At 38.8% G+C, this 20,268-nt stretch carries 16 protein-coding genes; 15 read left to right on the forward strand and 1 reads right to left on the reverse strand.

What is annotated here, in order from left to right; all coding sequences use genetic code 11:
* The first annotated feature begins 172 nt into the window (after positions 1–172).
* From BN997_RS14595 to BN997_RS14610, 4 genes are all read left to right on the forward strand, one after another.
* Positions 173–1,369 carry an MFS transporter gene (locus tag BN997_RS14595; protein ID WP_042533385.1) on the forward strand — a complete coding sequence of 399 codons (1,197 nt, stop codon included), beginning with the start codon at positions 173–175 and terminating at the stop codon, positions 1,367–1,369.
* Positions 1,370–1,400: 31 nt separating this feature from the next.
* Positions 1,401–2,297 carry a shikimate dehydrogenase gene (locus tag BN997_RS14600; RefSeq protein ID WP_042533387.1) on the forward strand — a complete coding sequence of 299 codons (897 nt, stop codon included), beginning with the start codon at positions 1,401–1,403 and terminating at the stop codon, positions 2,295–2,297.
* A gap of 393 nt (positions 2,298–2,690) precedes the next feature.
* Entirely contained in the window at positions 2,691–4,190 is a 1,500-nt protein-coding gene (locus BN997_RS14605) for an aldehyde dehydrogenase family protein (protein WP_042533389.1), read from the forward strand.
* 52 nt (positions 4,191–4,242) lie between these two features.
* Positions 4,243–5,415: a saccharopine dehydrogenase family protein gene (locus tag BN997_RS14610; RefSeq protein WP_042533391.1), complete on the forward strand. Its 1,173-nt coding sequence runs from the start codon at positions 4,243–4,245 to the stop codon at positions 5,413–5,415.
* Positions 5,416–5,768: 353 nt separating this feature from the next.
* On the opposite strand, the gene mreBH is transcribed toward BN997_RS14610, so the two are convergent.
* On the reverse strand, positions 5,769–6,776 hold the full coding sequence (gene mreBH, locus BN997_RS14615) for a rod-share determining protein MreBH (protein ID WP_042533393.1): 1,008 nt from the start codon (positions 6,774–6,776) through the stop codon (positions 5,769–5,771).
* Positions 6,777–7,593: 817 nt separating this feature from the next.
* Here mreBH and BN997_RS14620 point away from each other — a divergent pair.
* The 11 genes from BN997_RS14620 to BN997_RS14670 all read left to right on the forward strand — a co-directional run bounded on the left by BN997_RS14620 (position 7,594) and on the right by BN997_RS14670 (position 19,692).
* Positions 7,594–8,298, forward strand: coding sequence for a CAP domain-containing protein (locus BN997_RS14620; RefSeq protein WP_042533395.1), 705 nt, complete (start codon positions 7,594–7,596; stop codon positions 8,296–8,298).
* A 497-nt stretch (positions 8,299–8,795) separates the two neighbouring features.
* Positions 8,796–9,791 carry a glutaminase gene (locus BN997_RS14625; RefSeq protein WP_042533397.1) on the forward strand — a complete coding sequence of 332 codons (996 nt, stop codon included), beginning with the start codon at positions 8,796–8,798 and terminating at the stop codon, positions 9,789–9,791.
* Between the two features lie 191 nt (positions 9,792–9,982).
* A complete protein-coding gene (locus BN997_RS14630; RefSeq protein ID WP_306432744.1) occupies positions 9,983–10,450 on the forward strand; it encodes a low molecular weight protein-tyrosine-phosphatase in 468 nt (155 codons plus the stop codon).
* A gap of 13 nt (positions 10,451–10,463) precedes the next feature.
* Positions 10,464–10,760: a hypothetical protein gene (locus tag BN997_RS14635; protein ID WP_042533401.1), complete on the forward strand. Its 297-nt coding sequence runs from the start codon at positions 10,464–10,466 to the stop codon at positions 10,758–10,760.
* Positions 10,761–10,962: 202 nt separating this feature from the next.
* Positions 10,963–11,778 carry a YihY/virulence factor BrkB family protein gene (locus BN997_RS14640; RefSeq protein WP_042533403.1) on the forward strand — a complete coding sequence of 272 codons (816 nt, stop codon included), beginning with the start codon at positions 10,963–10,965 and terminating at the stop codon, positions 11,776–11,778.
* A gap of 581 nt (positions 11,779–12,359) precedes the next feature.
* Positions 12,360–13,208, forward strand: coding sequence for a transporter substrate-binding domain-containing protein (locus BN997_RS14645; RefSeq protein WP_042533405.1), 849 nt, complete (start codon positions 12,360–12,362; stop codon positions 13,206–13,208).
* Positions 13,209–13,217: 9 nt separating this feature from the next.
* A complete protein-coding gene (locus tag BN997_RS14650) occupies positions 13,218–13,904 on the forward strand; it encodes an amino acid ABC transporter permease (protein ID WP_042533407.1) in 687 nt (228 codons plus the stop codon).
* A gap of 231 nt (positions 13,905–14,135) precedes the next feature.
* The gene (locus BN997_RS14655) at positions 14,136–14,870 is read left to right on the forward strand and encodes a YfkD famly protein (RefSeq protein WP_226895241.1); all 735 of its coding nucleotides are present in this window, start codon (positions 14,136–14,138) and stop codon (positions 14,868–14,870) included.
* A gap of 128 nt (positions 14,871–14,998) precedes the next feature.
* The gene (locus tag BN997_RS14660; RefSeq protein ID WP_042536167.1) at positions 14,999–16,306 is read left to right on the forward strand and encodes a Na+/H+ antiporter family protein; all 1,308 of its coding nucleotides are present in this window, start codon (positions 14,999–15,001) and stop codon (positions 16,304–16,306) included.
* Positions 16,307–16,366: 60 nt separating this feature from the next.
* A complete protein-coding gene (gene pdaA, locus BN997_RS14665) occupies positions 16,367–17,149 on the forward strand; it encodes a delta-lactam-biosynthetic de-N-acetylase (protein ID WP_042533412.1) in 783 nt (260 codons plus the stop codon).
* A 398-nt stretch (positions 17,150–17,547) separates the two neighbouring features.
* On the forward strand, positions 17,548–19,692 hold the full coding sequence (locus BN997_RS14670) for an ATP-dependent Clp protease ATP-binding subunit (RefSeq protein ID WP_042533413.1): 2,145 nt from the start codon (positions 17,548–17,550) through the stop codon (positions 19,690–19,692).
* Positions 19,693–20,268: the final 576 nt, after the last annotated feature.

Here is a 20,268-nt window from a genome sequence, read left to right on the forward strand (position 1 = left end):
TAGCAAGAATACGGATGTTTAAAAAACTAAGTGATATTTTTGGTTTTCTTAGTCTTTCCAATATAAAGCAAGAAAAGCCCATTAATGAAGGAGAATAGATTTTTCTAAGCCGCTCATACTAATACTAATTCTAAGTATATCAATTAGTAACAACAAAAGGAGAGGACAGAAGTTGAACAATCCTTATATAAAGACCTCAATTGGCCTCTATTTAAACTTTTTCATGCTCGGCATGATCAATATTATTATTGCTTCTAATATGGGTAATTTATCTCGACTGTATGATGTGACTCCCTCTCAGGTCAGTTTTCTCGTTTCAGCTATCGGTATTGGGAAATTAGCGGCTTTATTTTTTGTGGGCAGGCTTTCTGACAAAATCGGCCGTAAGCCAATTATTATTGCGGCGAGTTTTTTGTATTTACTGTTTTTGCTCGGTATGCCGCTGACATCAAGCTATTATTTAGCATTTGCATTCGCGATTACTGCTGGGATTGCTAACTCGTTATTGGATTCAGGGACATACCCGGCGCTGATTGAATCATTTCCGAAAAAATCGAGCACAGCAACTGTTTTAGTTAAAGCTTTTGTCTCTATTGGAGCAACCGTTTTACCATTCTTGATTTCCTTTTTAGCAGCAAATGGCATATTTTGGGGATGGTCATTCTTTATCCTCGGTATTCTTTATGTCATTAGCGGCGTTTACTTGTTCTTTATGCCTTTCCCAGACGTAGAAAATGGCGATGCTTCAGAAGATGAGGAATCAGATAAAGAACAGGATAAGAAAGTATTAAAAGCCAAGCCATCCATGATGCGAGAAGGCCTTGCTATTATCTTAATTGGTTTTACTTCAACGGCATTATTTGTTGTTTGGCAAACATGGTTACCTGAACTTGGCGAACAGTTTATCGGCTTAAGTGAACATGATTCTGTTCAGCTGCTCAGCTATTTCAGCGTTGGTGCTCTGGTTTCAGTAATATTGCTTGCTGTAGTTCTGGATCGATTTATTAAGCCGATTACTGTTTTAATCGTTTATCCAATTATAGCTTTTATTGCAATGCTTTTACTGTTCTTTGTTGAGTCCTACCCGGTTGTTCTGGTCAGCACCTTCTTATTAGGATTATTTACCTCAGGACTTTTCCAGCTGGCGTTAAGTATCATGACTGATTTTTTCCGGAAAAACAAAGGAACAACAACAGCTTATGTAAATATTGCATCAAGTGCCGCTTTTATTTTGGTTCCAATCATTACCGGGTCACTTGTTGGTTATATTGGAATCAGCATGACCCTTGTGTTTGATATGGTGATTGCAGTACTGGGTATTCTGTTAGCACTTTATATCGCTTCCCGAAGAAAAAAGATTTTTTCTTAAGGGTAAGAATAAAATAGAGGAGATGGATAGGATGGCAGCAGATTTTGAAAAAAACTTAGAAAAAATAGATGGTTACACGAAATTGGTTGGGCTTCTCGCTACACCGATTGGGCACAGCTTATCTCCGCGTATGCACAACTTAGGCTATACGCTGAAAGATTTAAATTATGCATACCTTGCATTTGAAGTAGGCAACGATGAATTAGAGAAGGCTGTAGAAGGTATGAAAGCTATAGGAGCTATTGGGTTTAACATATCGATGCCAAACAAAATGGAAGTGATTCAATACTTGGACGAGCTTGATGAAGGTGCGAAGCATGCTGGTGCTGTCAATACTGTTGTGAACGAAAACGGCAAGCTAAAAGGATATAACACAGACGGGCTTGGTTATGTGTCTAATTTGCTTGAACACGGCGTCGAACTTAAAGGACAAAAAGTCACATTAGTTGGTTCTGGCGGGGTTGCTACACCAATTGCCACGCAGCTTGTTCAATCAGGTATCCGGGAAATTAGTGTTTTCGCCCGTGATGATAAATTTTTCAGCAATGCAGAAAAAAACGTGAAATACATCAATGAAGAAATGCAAGAATACCAAGTAAAAGCAAATATTTTACCGCTTGAGGATAAAGAAGCATTTCGCCGCGAAGTTGCTGAAAGCCTCGTTCTTGCTAATGCTACAAGCCTTGGTATGAAGCCGCTTGATGATCTGAGCATTATCGACGATACGTTAGACGTGCTTCGTGATGATCTTGTTGTTACCGATGTAGTGTACAACCCGCAGCGCTCAAAGCTGCTCCAGCAAGCAGCAGAAGGTGGCAGTACAGCGATTAATGGCCTTGGCATGATGCTTTGGCAGGGGGCGCTTGCATTCGAAAAATTCACTGGTGAGGAAATGCCTCGTGAAAAAATAAAAAAAATCATGTTTTAATTGAAGCAACCTAAAAAAGCGTTTGATTGGCTGGATGCAGTTTGGTTTTAACCGGACTTTATCCAGCTAATTTTTTTAACGATGAAGATGAAGATTGTCTATTATCCGTCAAACATAAGTCAATGTAAGTATATATGTCAATTTCTGAAAATTATTTGAAATTAGTTGTAAACATATTGGCAGTTCCATTATACTAAAATTAGAAAGAGTAAATTATTTTGTGAGAAAGAAGAACGCAAGACCAAATTAATCTTTTTGAATCTTTCAAAGAGTCCGGGAAACGGTCAGCGTATTTCAAGCTATATGAATTTTATAATCATCTCAAATCAATTTGATGAATGAACTTACCTGAGAAATGTGATTGAATCATTTTTTAAAAGGGAGGAAATCAAAATGATAACGCTTACAAAAGAAGAGAGAAATTTAAAAAACTTTATTAACGGTGAATGGACAGAGGTAACAAATAAGGAAAAGGTCTATAATCCGGCAAATGGAGAAGTAATTGCAGAAGTTCCTAATTCCGGTGCAGAAGCAATTACACAGGCAGCAGAATCAGCACGTATTGCACAAAGGGAGTGGGCACTGGTACCTGCGCCGCAGCGTGCAGAACTATTGTATAAAGCAGGAACAATGATGAAGGAACGGAAGGAAAGGTTATCTCAGCTATTAACATTGGAAAACGGGAAAGTCATTGAAGAAGCACGGGGAGAGGTTCAAGAAGGAATCGATATGGCTTTTTATATGGCAGGAGAGGGAAGGCGTTTATTTGGGCAGACTACCCCTTCTGAATTAAAGGATAAATTTGCGATGAGCGAGAGATGCCCAGTCGGGGTGGTCGGGATTATCACGCCATGGAATTTCCCGATTGCAATTGCGACATGGAAATCGTTTCCAGCAATTGTTTCCGGGAATGCAGTTATCTGGAAGCCTTCCTCGGAAACCCCGCTTATGGCAAATGAATTAGCAAGGATTTTTGAGGAAGCAGGACTGCCAAAAGGAATTCTTCAAGTTGTCTATGGTTCTGGTGCTATCGTCGGGCAGGCAATGATTGAGCATGATGCAATCCGTGTTATTTCATTCACCGGCTCCAATGAAACAGGCAGAAAGGTAGCAACGGAATGCGGGAAACAATTGAAAAAGGTTTCCCTTGAAATGGGCGGGAAGAATGCTGTGATTGTAATGGAAGATGCAGATATTGATTTAGCCGTAGAAGGGATTCTCTGGAGCGCCTTTGGAACAAGCGGCCAGCGCTGTACCGCCTGCAGCCGCGTTATTGTCCATAAGGCTGTTCGAAAAACACTGGAAGAACGTTTATTAAAAGCGATGAAAAACCTGACGATAGGAGATGGACTTGATTCCAATAATAAGATTGGTCCAATCATTAATCAGACCGGCTTAGATAAAATCTTAAAATATATAGAAATTGGGAAAGAAGAAGGAGCAAAATTAGCTGCTGGCGGCAAACAGCTTACTGTAGAAAATTATGAGAAAGGCTTTTACTTTGAACCGACGCTATTTACTGACGTTTCGATAGATATGCGAATTGCACAGGAAGAAATTTTTGGGCCGGTTGTTTCACTCATTGAAGTAAATAATTTTGAAGAAGCCATTGCTGCAAATAATAAGGTGAAGTATGGCTTATCCAGTTCTATATTCACCAAGGATGTCAATCGAGTTTTTCAAGCGCAGCGTGATTTAGATACGGGGATTGTTTACGTCAATGCCGGAACAACAGGAGCGGAAATCCATTTACCTTTTGGAGGAACAAAGGGCACGGGGAATGGTCATCGTGATTCCGGTGTGCAGGCGCTTGATGTTTTTACAGAATGGAAGGCAGTCTATGTCGATTATAGCGGGAAGCTGCAGCGTGCCCAAATTGATACAGATGCATAGACTATCATGATAGGTTGCCTTGAAAAGCAGGAAGCGAAAAGGAGGAATTAGCATGAAAATAGGAGTGTTAGGAACCGGCCTCATGGGAAAAGAAGTTGCAAGAGATTTGGCAAATAGTGAGGGCATCAAAGAAATTGGTCTTGCAGATATCGATTTAGGGCGGGCTCAGGATATTTGTTATCAGCTTCAATCGCCTCTGATGACGGCCTATCAGGTAAATGCAAAAAATGAAGCGGAGCTCGCTGATTTTATGAGCCGTTTTGATGTAGTAGTGAATGCTTTATTTTATACCTTTAATGAGACGGTTGCGAAAACAGGCATCAAAGTGGGCACCTCGGTCGTAGATCTGGGAGGTCATATTGACCATATTACGGATAAAGTGCTGGAGCTGGAAGGAGAGGCGAGGGCTGCCGGTGTAACGATTATCCCTGATTTAGGTGTAGCCCCCGGTATGATCAATATATTATCCGGTTATGGTGCCAGCAAATTAGAAAAAGCAGCTTCCATTCAATTATTTGTAGGCGGGATTCCTGTCCAGCCGGAAGCTCCTTTAAAATATAATCATGTATTTTCTATGGAAGGTGTATTAGATCATTATACCGATCCATCAGAGATTATCCGGAATCATAAATTAATCACCGTGCCATCCTTATCTGAAATAGAGCCGATAGAATTTGCTGATTTTGGAGAGTTGGAGGCATTTCACACCTCAGGCGGAACGTCAACACTGACAAAGTCTTTTCCTTATTTAGAGACATTAGAATATAAAACAATACGTTATCCCGGGCATGCAGAAAAATTCAAGCTACTGGTCGATTTGAATTTAACCAGAAACAATTATGAGGTGGTTATCGATGGCGTAAAAGTCAGCCCCCGCAAGGTTTTGCTGAAGGTGCTTGACCCCATTGTTGATTTAAAGGATAAAGAGGATGCTGTTTTATTACGTGCTGTGATTACAGGCTATAATAAGCGTGTAGAAACAATATTCACCTATGAAATGGTAACGTATAAAGATCAGGAGACAGGCGTGACGGCGATGGCACGGGCGACAGCAAACACCATATCTATTGCTGCACAGATGATTGCAGGAGGGGTTGTCACCAAAAAAGGAGTGTATCCGCCTGAAAAAATCATCCCGGGAAAAGCTTATATTAACGAAATGGCGAAAAGGGGAGTAATAATAAAAGAAAAAATATCGATGGAAACACACTCCACAGTTTCTTGACAAAGATAAACTAATACAGAAAACGATTTCATTAAAGAGCACGAGAAAAAGAACTCCCCTATTGGTATTTTAAAAAAAGGAAGAACCTTTGGTTGATTTTACTCAAAAGAGACGATTGTACTTTAAATATAAAAGATGGAGAGAGAAACTAAGTGAGCTCGTTGCTTCGTTTCTTTCTAACATTCTTTTAGACAGCTTTAAAAAGCCCTTTAAAACTCTAATTTTTAAAAGGAAAAGCTATTTTAATCATATACAGGGGTTATAAGTCCCCGTATATGATTATGATAGAGCAAAAATGAATTAAATATCGCAATTTATTCTATTTCTGGGTGCACCTCAGAGAAAAATAAATTCTATTTTGCTGCTTTTTGTAATTTATGAATCATTTTCAACGCCCGTCCAGTTCCAATAGCAACAGATTCTAACGGATTTGGAGCAATATGAACAGGAACGCTAAGCTCTTCTGCAAGCCACTCCTGCATTCCATTTAGTTGAGAACCGCCGCCTGTAAGAACAATCCCGTTATCAACGATGTCACCACTCAATTCTGGCGGGCATTCTTCTAATGTTGAACGAATCGTTTCTAAAATTTGTTCTAAAGATTCTTTTAAGGACGCATAAATTTCGGTAGAAGTAACTTCGATTGTTTTTGGAAGTCCAGTAACCATATCACGGCCGCGGATTTCCATTGTTTCTTCTTTATGATTTGGATGTGCATACCCAATTTCCATTTTGATATTTTCGGCAGTGCGCTCTCCGATTAAAATATTATATTGCTTCCGGATATGCTGAATAATTTCTTCATCCATTTTATCTCCTGCAGTACGTACAGAGTTACAGGATACAATACCTCCAAAGGAAATAATACCAACCTCTGAAGTACCGCCTCCAATATCCACGATCACATTTGCATAAGGCTCATCCACCGGTAAATCCGCACCGATTGCTGCAGCAACAGGCTCTTCAATTAAATGAACTTGTTTTGCGCCATAGCTTGATACCGCATTATGAATCGCTCTTCTTTCTACGCTTGTGCTGCCTGATGGGGTACATACAATGACATTCGGTTTACGCATAGACATCCCTAATGTTTTGCTTACCTTTTTAAGTAATTCCTTCAGTAATTGAGCAGTAACGTCATAATCTGCAATTACCCCATCCTTTAAAGGGCGGATCGGGATGATATTCTTCGGCGTCTTACCGACCATTTCCTTTGCTTCTGTTCCGACAGCCATTACTTGCTTTGTATTCACGTCAATTGCTACTACACAAGGTTCGTTTAAAACAACTCCCTTTGATTTTGAATACACCAGAATATTTGCAGTTCCTAAATCAATACCAATTTCAGCACTTGAAAACATATATAAAATCCTCCATTATAATTCCATTTTTATTTTTGATTCTAGACAGAAAAGATAAGCTACGGCACTTTTCCATATAAGTACGTGTTCAAAAAGACCAGTAAATAAGACCAAGAAGTTCCTTTTCCAACGCCTTATTTTTATTGGATTTCTAAATTTCCTCTGTAAGTGAATATTCAATAAACCTCAAAAAGAATGAAAAAACATTTCTTTATATCAGTCTGTTTCATATCCGTTTTTATACATTTCATACATATACATATCTAAATTTAAATGATTACATTTTTTGATTCTTTATAGTAATAATGTACAAATCACGACAAAATATCGTAACCAGCGCAGCGTGTATTTTAAATCGGCTGCTGCTATAGGTCTACTGGTTATCGATAAATAATAACAAAATTATTTCATTTTCTTAAAATACTATTCTATCAAATGATTGCTTTTTTGGGGGTATTGAACTCCCTTTATTATATAGAAAGAACTAGTTTTTAAAATAAAACATAAGCAAAATGAAATCAAGTAACATTTCTGTTACAAATGTGCTTATGATGTAACATTAGACCTGCTGTAGAAACTTGTCAATATTCATTTTATAGAAATGATTTCCTGTCAATTGAGTAATTTCCAAAGCAGGAGAATTATACTTCATTTAGAATAGTAGATTTGATAAGGTTTTACAAGTTTAGAAGCAAAAAAATAGAGTGGGAAAAAGAGCTCTGGTAAACCTTGCCTTGATTATTTCAAATATTACAGAAAACCCTGTGTTATGATGATTTCGCACAAAACAAAACAACAAAAAAAGGAGTGTATGTGCATGTTTAAGAAAGTAGGCATTGCTACTGCATTGTCAGCAACCGTATTATTTGGAGGAGCGTTCGTTTCAGATGTAGAAGCATCTGCAAATTCAGGGGCCTTTCCTCAAAATTCCGCACAGAACGATTATACTGTGAACGGGCAAGGTTGGGACACATTAAATACGAGCAATTTCGATTGCTTTAATACGATAAACGGAGAAGCAGCTCCAAATACAGAAGCTGAGGCGCCAGCTGAAAATCAGTCATCTGAAGAAGCAAATCAGGAAGAGGCTGGAAATCAGGAAGCAGCTCAGCAAAATCAAGAAAATAATCAAGCGGATGGAGAGGTAAGTCAATTTGAGCAAGAAGTAGTTGACTTAACTAACCAAGAAAGAGAAAAAGAAGGTCTTGCACCGCTTGAAATAGACACTGAGTTAAGTGAAGTCGCTCGCGCGAAATCACAAGATATGCAAGAAAATAACTACTTCGATCATAATAGCCCGAACTATGGTTCTCCATTTGATATGATGCAAAGCTTCGGTATTGATTACAATACTGCGGGTGAAAATATTGCTCAAGGACAGCAATCTCCAGAAGAAGTTGTAGATGCATGGATGAACAGCCAAGGACACCGTGAAAACATCATGAATGGTGATTTCACTCACATTGGAATTGGTCATGTAGAAGATGGCAACTATTGGACTCAAATGTTTATTGGAAAATAAACAGATTCTTTTAATAGAATAAGATAAATGAAAAACCTTCCGCGTGAATGACAATGCTTTTTATTGAAGAGCCATTCATACGGGAGGTTTTTTACATAAGATGCTGAATATATCCGCTCCAACGGGTTTCATGGGGTGAGTAATCGCAACCCCAGAAATACACTTCGCTTTCCGTAGCGGACATCTCTTCGGCAAGAACACCGATGTTTTAAAGACCAAGCGGTATTCTTGGTTTTTCTTACATAAGATGCTTCATGCTACAATAGTGAAAACCACAAAAATGCAGTAATGACAGAAGTTTTTGTGGTTTTTAGCTGCCGAAAAAAGGAGTGCTTTTTTATCATTTGGTTGATTGTTCCGGCCAAACTCTCTGTCAGGTAAGAAAATAAATGCATCATGGAAAAGATTGACGGCTAAAATGATGATTTACGGGGTATAGTTTTTATAAGAAGTTTTAGAATGAAGATAGTTTCAATATATAGTAAAGGGGTGTCAAAATGGTACAAGGACATGTGAATTTAAATACAGAAAAAACGGAGCAATGGATTCAAGAATATGTAGATGGCTGGGTAGAGTTTTTTAAAAAACAGACAGACACTGGAAAAGTTGCTGATTATATACCAAAATTAGAAGAAGCAGATCCCAATTCTTTAGGCATTACGATTATTGGTAAGAAAGGAACAGAAATCCGCTCTGGTGATGTGGAGCATGAGTTTTCTATTCAAAGTATTTCTAAAGTTCTTAGCTTTATTACGGCATGTATGGACAGAGGAATAGCTTATGTCCTGCAAAGAGTGGATGTGGAACCGACAGGGGAAGCGTTTAACTCTATTATGCACTTAGAAGTTAAGGGACACCAGAGGCCATTTAATCCTCTGGTCAATTCAGGAGCAATTACTACCTCATCATTATTAAGCGGGAACACATCAGATGAAAAGCTGGAGCCATTATTTCAATTAATGGAAAAAATAATCGGCCGCCGTCCGGAAATTGATATTGATGTATATGTATCGGAACGTGATACTTCCATGCGAAATCGAGCCATTGGTTATTACTTATTAGAAGAAGGGTATTTAGAATCGGATTTAGGAGTAACCTTAGAAACATATTTTAAGCAATGCTCGATTAATGTTACGACAGATGATTTAGCCCGTATAGGCCTGGTTCTTTCGAATGATGGCATTCACCCTGAAACAGAAGAAATAATTATTCCCAGGAATATCGTACGTATTGCCAAATCTTTAATGTTGACATGCGGGATGTATGATGCTTCAGGGAAATTTGCTTCTTATGTCGGTATTCCTGCAAAGAGTGGTGTTTCAGGCGGGATTCTGGCAGTTGTCCCTCCAAGAGTGCGTGAAAATGAGTTGCCATTTTTAAGCGGCTGTGGTATTGGTGTATTTGGACCAGCTTTGGACAAGCAGGGAAATAGTGTTGCAGGAATTAAATTACTCCGTCATATTGCGAACAGCTGGGATTTGAGTTTGTTTTAACTAAATATTTTTCGACAAAAATGGAAACAGAATAACAACTTTCTGCAATTTAGTCTTTGCTTATCAGACTAAGTTGCTTATAATGGAGTTAATGTAGAATATCCCAGCCTTTTTTTAATATTTGGGGTATAGAATGGGAAGAGCTTTTTTAAAAGCAGTAGAGAGATAAGTAATGAGGTGTGTAGGTATTGGTGCGTGTATTATTTGTATGTTTAGGGAATATCTGCCGTTCCCCGATGGCGGAAGCGATATTTCGAGATTTTGTGGAGAGAGAGCAGCTGGAAAAGAAGATTCAGGTTGATTCTTGCGGAACCGGCGACTGGCACCTTGGGGAATCACCGCATTCCGGGACAAGGGAGATACTTGAGCAGCAGGGGATTTCCTGTGATGGAATGGAATCAAGATTGCTTACAGCAGATGATTATGAGCGATTTGATTATATGGTTGCGATGGATCAGAATAATTATAATTCACTTACAGAATCCAACAATCAGGAAAAGGCAGCTATCGTGAAATTAATGGAATTTGTGGAAGACATAGAAGAAGAGGATATCCCTGATCCATATTATACCGGGGATTTCGATCAGACATATCGATTAGTTTCAGAGGGCTGCCATGGGCTGCTTCAATTTTTAAAAGAAAAGCATCATTTAGATTAAAGGAGAGATACTAATGGGAAAACGTAAAATTATTTTAGGTGTTGTAGCAGGAGCGGTAGCAGGAGGTGCAGTAGCGTTATTGGATAAAGAAGCACGCAGTTATGCCTGCGGAAAAGTAAAAGAGGTAAAATCTGCTTCATCTTATTATATCAGCAATCCTTCTGAAGCAATTCAAGGTCTGCAAAGTACAGTGGACAAGGTGAACGAAGCTTTTGAAAGCGGGTCAGCCAATGCAATGAATGCTTTAGAGCAAGTAGAACAAACATTAGATAAAGTAACGAATAAATTTTCAAATAAAGAAATAGAATAGTATAGGATGTTCAAATTTGAAGGATTAAAGTGCGTGTTCAAAAATTCCAGCAACGCAGAAATTTGCCGTGGCATTTGTATTGGGATTTTTGGACATCCCCTTAAAGTGAAAGTTAAAAAAAGGAATGTTTATCTTTGGTAGCATCGGCCTTCTCCTTTTTTGAACAAGCCGTCTTCAAAGTGGGAAGGGGAGGTAGAAAAATATTCGAAATCTGCAGAGTGTGGGTAAATATTTTTGGAGGCATTATGGGGAAGTGGATGTGTTTGGACTAGCAGCTCAGCTTGCTTACTTCTTTATTTTGTCTTTATTCCCTTTTTTAATCTTCTTACTTAATTTGATTCCGTATTTGCCAATTGATATGGATTTAATTTTAGAAACAATTGGTGATTTTGCACCGGAACAGGTGATGGGGCTGATTACAACAAATCTGCAATCATTAACTGTTCAAAACAGCGGACTGCTTTCCATCAGTATTATTGGAACATTATGGGCAGCATCCAACGGGGTCAATGCAATTACAAGAGCATTTAATTACGCTTACGGGATAAAAACAGACCGGTCATTTATCGTTTCACGGCTTGTGGCGATGGTACTTACTATAGGGATGGTTTTAATTATTATTTTAGCCTTACTGCTTCCGGTTTTCGGAAAAATGATTGGCACGTATCTCTTTTCATGGATTGGTTTTACAGAATCTTTTTTAGCAGCATGGGGAACCTTGCGCTGGGTTGTGTCTTCTTTTATCTTCTTTATTGTACTGCTCTTTTTGTATAAGCTGGCACCTAACCGGAGTCTCAAATTTTCACAGGTTGTCTGGGGCACTGCATTTGCAACGCTTGCGTGGCAGCTGGTTTCCTGGGGGTTTTCCTTTTATGTACATAACCTGGGGAATTTTTCTGCTACCTATGGCAGCTTAGGTACTATCATTATTTTATTGATTTGGTTTTATTTATTTGGAATCATTATTATTATTGGCGGTATTTTTAATGCAGCCCTTCTAAATTGGAAAAGAGATTAATAAAGAAACGGTGAGTCAGCTTGCCGTTTCTTTTTTTAGGATAGGAAAGCATAAAAATGCTGAATATAGGGCTCTAACGGGTTTCATGGGGTGAGTGATCTTCAATGTTGTCAGGTTAATGCGACCGCTGCGACGGGTTATGGTTGGGTGAGTAATCTTAGGCCCCAGAAAAACACTACGCATTCCATGGGCCCCGAGCTCATCTCCTTTACAGAAGACTTGCTGATTGGCAAGCCGACAGGCGCAGACAGAAGCAAAGTCGCACTTATGCCCTGCGGGTGAAAAGAAGACTTGCTGATTGGCAAGTCGTGAGGCGCAGACAGAAGCATAGTCGCACTTATGCCCCGCGGAAAGCGACTTCCCGCAGCGGACATCTCCATGGCAAGAACACCGATGTTTTAAAGACCAAGCGGTATTCTTGGTTTTTAAAAGAATGAAATTAAAAAGCATGTGCCTCCGATTTATTTCTGTACTAATATAATAAATTGAAAAGCCTAAACAGGATACTAAAGTGTTTTCATACAAATCTTTCTTTGTTATACTGATTTTATGCAAAAAGTATAATACAGGGAGGGTTTCGAATGAGAAAGAACATATTTGTTTTTAGCTTTATTTTTCTAGCGACATTGTTGCTGGCTGCTTGCGGGTCTGCAGACCAGGAAGAGGGAACAGATGAACATTGGGAGAGCATACAGGAAAAAGGGGAAATTGTAGCAGGGACTTCTGGAACATTGATTGGTGCATCCTACTACGATGAAAATGATGAGTTGACAGGCTATACCGTAGAGATTATGAGAGAAATTGGGGAGCGCTTAGATTTAGAGGTATCATTTGAAATCATGGGAGCGGATGATTTAGCAACCGCAATCAATAGCGGCAGAATTGATGTAGGAGCAAATGATGCTACGATCACAGAAACCAATCAAGAAAAATTTGGATTTACGGATCCATATAAATATTCGTACATTGTCGCAGCAGTCAGAGAATCGGATAATTCAGGAATAGAAACATTGGAAGACTTAGAGGGTAAAAAAGCCGGCGGGGCAGCCTCGACTATCTACAGCCAAATTGCAGAACATTATGGAGCAGAAGTGGTAACCTATGGCAATGCTCCGAATGAAGCTTATCTAAGTGATATCAGTACAGCCAGAACGGATTTAGTATTAAACGATTATTATTTAACTAAATTTGGGGTAGCAGCATTTCCTGATTTTGATTTGCACTTGCACCCAACCTTAAAATTTAATCCGACGGAGCAGGCTCTTATGATGCCAAAAGAATCTACAACGCTTCAGGAGGAAATGAATGGTGCTTTAAATGATATGCGTGAAGACGGAACATTAAGTGAACTGGCCAAAGAATTTTACGAAGAAGATGCTTCACAAGAACCGGATGTAGAAGTCGAAATTGTAGAAGGTCTGGATTTTTAGAGGTTTAAAATGAATATAACCAATATTGATTTTGGCGGTTTTTTTGATGTTCAATTAGCTTGGGAGAGCCTGCCATTTGTTCTTGGCGGGCTGCCGATAACATTACTGATTTCCATCGGCAGTATGCTGATTGGACTTGTTTTGGGGCTGTTGTTAGCTTTGGCAAGAGGCTCTAAAAATATTTTCCTGAGATGGCCGGCCAGACTATATATATCCTTTATGCGGGGAACACCAATTATTGTTTTTTTATATATCCTCTATCTGGGTTTACCCTCTGCTGGAATTCAGCTTGTCGCTGTCCATGCGGCAATTATTGGATTAGGTCTGAATAGTGCCGCATATATTGCAGAAATCGACAGATCGGCATTAAATAGTGTGGAAAAAGGACAATGGGAGTCTTCACGGGCGTTGAATATGTCTTATTGGCTGACACTGCGTAAGATTATACTGCCCCAGGCTACACGAATTGCCATTCCGCCTTTAACAAACGTTTTTATGGATATTGTGAAGGCGACGTCTTTGACAGCAGTGATTACAGTGCCTGAGTTATTTCAAAAAGCGCAAATTGTCGCTGGAAGAGAATTTGATGCAATGACCATGTACGTGCTGGTGGCGCTTATTTATTGGCCGGTATGTATTTTAATCGGCATGCTGCAGGATCGTTTAGAGAAAAAATATAGTGTATTTGTAAAATAAGTGTATTGCATGAAATAACAGAATCTAACAAAATGTAAAAAAGAGACATTCCGGTGTCTCTTTTTTACATTGCTCCGCTTGCTTTATAATTTCCAAAAAGTCTCAAGGCTTCTCGTGTATAGTTTCCCTCCTTTCAGAAAAAATAAAACAAAAAGAAAGGAAGGTACGGGAATGATAAAATGCAATCGTGCTTATTTTTTTACACTTCTTTTATGTTTAACCTGGCTTTTGATGCCGATCAGCAGCTTTGCTGAAGAAATAAAAGAAGGATTGAATATACCCAGCCATGTATTGGATATCTCAAAAGAAAACACATTTCCGAATTCAACAGAAGACCAGGAGATTATTGAACCAAGCAAGTTAACGAAAGAGTTGATCGAAGACGTCGGCATTCCAATCGAAAATCCGGAGCTGATTAAGATTTTGAATGAAAGCAGTATCAAACCATCTCCTATAGCAATTGGATATCGCGGTATGGTTTATCTGGGAAGGTGGCCAATCAATTATCAATCTGCGGAATCAAATATTAATTGGGAATACCAGCATATCAATAAAAATGAAATGAATAATGTCGGCGGTGAGAAAGCCCAGGAGATGAGCTATTATCAGCAGGAAGAAAAAGAAATAAATGGCGCCCTGACCAGTAAAATAAGTAATCCAGAACAAATAAAAACGATGATGCTGTTAAAAGCCAGCGAAAATACAAAGCTTCCTCTTTCGTATCAGGCCGTTATCGGTCATAATACAAAATTAACTAATTCGTATAATATCCCAATGGAAAAGCATGGAATACTGGATGCTTATGCGCCGGCCGTTAATGAGAAAGGGCAGGTGACATTCGGGGAAGTATATATTGAATTAAAAGGATCCAATAAAACCATTCAAATTAAGAATGTAACTAAGCAAGGAATAGGAGCTTGGATCCCTGTACAGGATTATTTATCTTTCTCCTTTAAAGTGAAATAAACGTCAAAGGATTGTCGAAAAGACAGTCCTTTTTACATATTCAGCAAAAATATATTGCAATTTAATTTTTATTGCTTTATTATGGTAAAGTATTAAAGAGAAATGTGATGATTATTGGGGGAAGAAAAATGGAATGGGTTGTTCTTTCAGCAGTCCTATTAATGACTGTTTTATGTTTATTAAAGGTTAATGTTATTTTATCTATTTTAATTTCAACAATTGCTGCCGGGTTAATGTCCGGGTTAGGATTTGCAGATTCTGTTGAATTGCTGGTAGCTGGTATGGGGAACTCTGCAAATACAGCATTAAGCTATATATTGTTAGGAGCTTTTGCAGTGGCTATCAGTTATACAGGGATTACAAAAATTTTAGTGAATTTTATTATTCGTGTATTAACAGGGAAGAAAACAATGATGCTCTTTGCATTAGCTGGTGTTGCGTGTTTATCACAAAATGCGGTGCCGGTTCATATCGCTTTTATTCCTATATTGATTCCTCCCCTGTTAAAAGTATTTGATCAAATGCGGATGGATCGCCGGGCTGTAGCATTGGCTCTGACATTTGGTTTGAAAGCACCTTATGTGATGATTCCGGCCGGTTTTGGTTTACTTTTCCAAAGATTGATTTTGGATGGCCTAAACTCCAATGGGGGAGAAATTACTTTATATGAAGTAACCTTATCTATGCTTATTCCCGGTTCTGGAATGATTGTTGGACTTTTAATCGGTATTCTATTTACTTATAGAAAAGATAAAGCATCTAAAGATTCAATGAAGGAAGAAAAAATAAAAACAGAAGATCTGGTCGAAGAAATCACTTTCGGCAAACAGCATGTAATGACGATTATTGCTATTATATCGGCACTTATCGTTCAAATTATAACGCAAGATTTGATTCTGGGAGCATTGACGGGGATTATTGCTATGTTCGTTCTGGTAGCATTGCCATTTAAAAAACTGGATTCTGTGATGGCAGGAGGAATCTCCATGATGGGGATGATTTCTTTTATCATTTTTGCAGCTGCCGGTTTTGCAAATGTTTTACAGGAAACAGGAGCTGTATCGGAATTAGTGGAGGTATCTGTTTCTGCATTAGGAAATAATAAGCCGTTAATTGCATTTGTTCTGTTACTGCTGGGTCTGGTTATTACGATTGGTATCGGGACATCATTCGGAACAATCCCGATTGTTGCTGCTCTATTTGTTCCTATCTGTTTGGCAACTGGCTTTTCGCCTTTAGCAACAGCAGCTTTAGTCGGTACAGCCGGAGCATTGGGAGATGCCGGTTCGCCAGCTTCAGACAGTACGCTTGGACCAACTTCCGGACTCAATGCGGACGGAAAACATGACCATATTTGGGATACATGCGTGCCAACCTTCATCCATTATAATATTCCCTTATTTATTTTCGGATGGATTGCTGCAATGGTTCTTTAAAAAGTGAATAAAATGAAGTTATAAAGGAAAAGGTAAGAGAAAAAAGTAGGTGAACTTGAAATGAAAAGAACAATCACTTTGCTGCTTTCACTTGCCTTTTTCTTATGCGTATTTCCAATGAATACCGGCTACGCATACGGATGGGGATATCAAAAGAACTCCAATCATACACCGCCTCAAATTGGCTCTTATCAGGAGGTATTGGATAAATACAATGCTTTTTATGTGGACGATTCCGGTGATAAAAACCTTTATCTGACATTTGATAATGGCTATGAGCAAGGGTTTACGCCGGAAATATTAGATGTATTAAAGCAGGAAGAGGTTCCTGCCGCTTTTTTTGTGACAGGGCATTATGTAGAGAGTGAGCCTGAACTGGTCAAAAGGATGGTCGATGAAGGACATATTATTGGCAACCATTCCTATCACCATCCGGACTTTACCGTGATGGATAAGGAAGCCATTAACAAAGAACTGCAGGATTTAGAGCAGGCCGTTGCAGAGGTCAGTGGTCAGGATGAATTAATTTATGTCAGGCCGCCCCGGGGAACCTTTAGTACAGATACATTAAAATGGTCAACAGAGCTAGGGCTTGTCCATGTATTTTGGTCATTAGCCTTTAAAGATTGGGAAACCAACTCACAAAAAGGTGCAGATTATGCTTACGATGAAATTATGAAGCAGATACATCCAGGAGCCATTATCTTACTTCACGCAGTTTCCAGTGATAATGCAACCGCTTTGGAAAAAGTCATTCAGGAGTTAAAGAAAGAAGGGTACCAATTTAAAAGTTTAGACGATTTATGGCTAAGCAAGCAATTGCCAAAACAGTTTCCTTATTAAGTTGAACTGTCCTTATATAGAAGAAACGGATGAAAGTCAGAAGAAACAATTCTGATAAACCGTTACGCTTCTAAAAGGACAGTTTTTTTGATATACTTCAAAAACAAATCATCCTTATGGAAAAGAAAAGTCTTCTTTTTATAAGAAATTTGTGTGTGTTGACCTCTTTGGCCAAAAATCAGACGAATATATAAGCTGTTAAATCTCTTGCGGGCTAAGGGGTTAGCCTATATGTAAACTAGCATAAAAGATAAAGGTCAAAAAAAAGTAAAAAAATTTGACTAAAACACTTGAAAGTCAAAGAAGGTCAGAGTATAATGTAAATATAGTCAAAGATAGTCAAAGTCAAAATAACGAATAAATAGGCTATCTGACTAAGTTATAAGGAGGAATGAGAAATGAAATGTCAAAACTGTGGACAAAATGAGGCAACGATTAATGCACAAATGCAAATGAATGGACAGCGTATGGAAGTGCATCTTTGCCATGAATGTTTACAAGAAATACAAGGAAATATGATGAACAGCGACTTTTTCTCTAATTCTCCATTTGGCAATATGGATCAATCATTTGCCAACAACTTTTTCCAAGGAAATCAGCAAAGTGGTGCAAACGCACGCACGAGAACACAACAAAAATCAAACAATGGAAATGGCTTGATTGATCAGTTAGCAAAAAATATTACTGATCAAGCACGAGCAGGAAAGATTGATCCTGTCATTGGCAGAGATAAAGAAATTAAACGAGTTATCGAAACATTAAATAGAAGAAATAAAAACAATCCGGTATTAATCGGTGAACCAGGTGTTGGTAAAACAGCGATAGCAGAGGGACTGGCTGTAAATATTGTAGAAGGAAATGTTCCTGCTAAATTAATGAACAAGGAAATCTACTTGCTGGATGTCGCTTCTTTAGTCGCAAACACTGGTATCCGCGGTCAATTTGAAGAGCGGATGAATAAATTGATTGCTGAGCTGCAAGAGCGTAACGACGTGATTGTATTTATCGATGAAATCCATTTGCTTGTTGGAGCAGGTACTGCAGAAAGCTCACAAATGGATGCAGGCAATATCTTGAAGCCAGCTCTTGCACGCGGTGACCTGCAAGTAATTGGCGCAACAACATTGAAAGAATATCGCCAGATTGAAAAGGATGCGGCGCTGGAAAGACGTCTGCAGCCGATTATCGTAAAAGAACCATCCTTAGAGGATGCAGTGAAAATATTAAAAGGTATCAAGGACCGTTATGAAAAATTCCATGAAGTCCGCTATTCTGATGAAGTCGTTGAAGCATTTGTCGGTTTATCCAACCGGTATATCCAAGACCGCTTCCTGCCGGATAAAGCAATTGACTTAATGGATGAGGTCGGTTCCAGATTAAATCTTGCTAATGCTCAGAAAGATTCTGATTCCTTGCAAGAGCGCTTAGATGAAGTAGTGAAACAAAAACAGGAAGCAGCCGAAAAAGAAGAATATGAGCGTGCTGCAAATCTCCGTTATCAAGAAATCCAATTACAAAAACAATTGGAAAAAGTTGAAGACGGCGAGAAAACACTGGATGTAGACGTTTCTGATATTCAATTAATTGTAGAAGAAAAAACAGGTATACCTGTAACGAAAATGCAAAAAGATGAAAAAGAAAAAATGAAAAACTTAGCTGACGATCTTCGTTCCAAAGTTATCGGACAGGAAGAAGCAGTAGAGAAAGTTGCGAAATCCATCCGCCGCAGCCGTGCCGGATTAAAAGCAAAAGAGCGTCCAATCGGTTCCTTCCTATTTGTCGGTCCTACCGGTGTTGGTAAGACAGAGTTGACGAAGGTACTGGCTGAGCAAATGTTTGGTACGAGAGATGCGCTGGTTCGTCTGGATATGAGTGAGTATATGGAAAAACACGCGGTGTCTAAAATTATCGGTTCACCGCCAGGATATGTCGGTCATGAAGAAGCTGGACAGCTGACCGAACGCATCCGCAGAAACCCATATTCTATTCTGTTGCTGGACGAAATTGAAAAAGCACATCCAGATGTGCAAAATACGTTCCTGCAAATCATGGAGGACGGTCATTTAACCGATTCTCACGGCAGAAGAGTAAGCTTTAAGGATACGGTTATCATTATGACAAGTAATGCTGGAACTGGTGAGAAAAAAGTAAGTGTCGGGTTTAATGCGAAAACACATGAATCTGTTGCGACAATGGAAAACTTAAGCACCTATTTCAAACCTGAATTCTTGAACCGTTTCGATGCGATTGTAAACTTCAATGAATTAAAAGAAAAAGATTTACTGCAAATTGTAGACCTTATGCTGCATGATTTAGAAGCAACCATGAAGGAAAATCAAATTACCATCACTATCTCTGATGCAGCAAAAGAACGTCTTGTTCAATTAGGATATGATACACGCTTTGGCGCACGACCATTACGTCGTGTTATCCAGGATAAAGTAGAGGATCAATTAACAGATTTGATCCTTGAAGGAGAAGATGTAACAGACATTCATGTGGATGTTGAAGACGAAGAAATTGTTGTTTCCAATGCATCTTAATATAAGGTGAAATGGTATTAGGCATATCAAATAAAATAAAGCATAAAATAGATCAGCTGACTCATTGATTGCGTTAGCTGGTCTTTTTTTATGTATAACTCACTTTCCCACCTAAGAATACATATATATCTTGCTATTTCAGAGTGAACATGTTCTCCAGTAGCATGCTTGCTTTTGGCTACATATCCGGCCATTTTGGAATTGTTGATTGTGCATAGCTCCGCTCCGACCAACCACTCCGCTTTCCATAGGGACGGCTTCAACTAACTTGAAAAGAAGATCGCTTTTCAAGTGGATCTTCAGCTCGCCCTGTTCCCATAGGAGTCTCCGTGGTTGGCCTCCGCTTAGTTAGGATTCTACAGCGAATATAAGAAATAACATCCTGTTGATTTGGATGAAATAGTATCTCTATCACTTGATGACACGATCATTACGTTATTTCAAATGGTTGGTTTAGCAGTTCGAATGATGACAGCATGAATAATTAACATCAAGAATAGCTTTCATGCACAAAAAGTAATCATTGCTGAACATTTTACCATGCACCATAAAAAATCTCTTCCATCTGAACTGTCT

The sequence above is a fragment of the Oceanobacillus oncorhynchi genome (genome assembly GCF_000821065.1).
GTDB lineage: Bacteria > Bacillota > Bacilli > Bacillales > Amphibacillaceae > Oceanobacillus > Oceanobacillus oncorhynchi.